Origin of the sequence: Mesorhizobium sp. M2A.F.Ca.ET.039.01.1.1, from assembly GCF_003998035.1 — a bacterium.
GTDB lineage: Bacteria > Pseudomonadota > Alphaproteobacteria > Rhizobiales > Rhizobiaceae > Mesorhizobium.
Window position 1 is genome coordinate 1 of record NZ_RZRY01001258.1, and the last position, 1,035, is coordinate 1,035.

Here is a 1,035-nt window from a genome sequence, read left to right on the forward strand (position 1 = left end):
TTTCCGGCCTCTTTTGTTTTTTTGCTGTCGTGCCGATCAGCTCGGCAGCGCCGGCATCAGCTTCGGATCGGGCTTCTCGGCGAGATGCGGCAGGTCCTTGCTGGCGATGAAGGTGTAGAACATCGGCACGACGAAGAGCGTGAACATGGTGCCGACCAGGATGCCGGTGAAGATGACCAGGCCCATCGAATAGCGGGCGGCCGCGCCGGCGCCGCTGGAGATGATCAGCGGCACGACGCCCAGCGCCATCGCCGCCGTCGTCATCAGGATCGGCCGCAGGCGCACCTTGGCCGAAGCGATGATGGCGTCGCGGCGGCGCATGCCGTGCACCTCGCGCTGCTGGTTGGCGAACTCCACCAGCAGAATGCCGTGCTTGGTGATCAGGCCGATCAGCGTGATTAGGCCGACCTGGGTGTAGATGTTGAGCGTCCCGAGCCCGATGTTGAGCGGCACGATGGCGCCGAAGATCGACAGCGGCACGGCCATCATGATGATCAGCGGGTCGCGGAAGCTCTCGAACTGGGCCGCCAGCACCAGATAGATCACGACCACCGCCGCGGCGAAGGCGATCAGGATGGTGTTGCCCTGCTCCTTCTCCTGCCGCGACTGGCCGGAATAGTCGATGAAGAAGGTGTCGGGCAGGGTCTCATTGGCGATATCCTCCAGCACCTTCAAGCCGTCGCCGGTGGTCACGCCGGGCAAAGGCAAGGCCGAAATCGTCGAGGAGTTCAGCTGGTTGAACTGCTCGATGGCCGCCGGCGAGGCGTTGGTCGAGATCTTCACCACCGCCGACAGCGGCACCATCTTGCCGTCGACGCTGCGAATGAAATACTCGCCAAGCTTCTCGGGGTTGTCGCGGAATTCCTGCGGCACCTGCGGGATGATGTCGTAGCTGTTGGAATCGCGGTCGAACTGCGCCACCTCGGCGCCGCCGACCAGCAGCGTCAACGTATTGCCGATATCGGCGATCGGCAGGTTCAACGCCGCCGCGCGCTCGCGGTCGATGGTGACCGTCACCTGCGGCGCGTCGTAGGC

1 protein-coding gene is annotated in these 1,035 nt (G+C 64.2%); it reads right to left on the reverse strand.

What is annotated here, in order from left to right:
- Nucleotides 1-36: 36 nt before the first annotated feature.
- Nucleotides 37-1,035, reverse strand: a 999-nt coding sequence (locus tag EOA24_RS39110; protein WP_189354642.1) for an efflux RND transporter permease subunit, incomplete at its 5' end; no start/stop codon positions are given.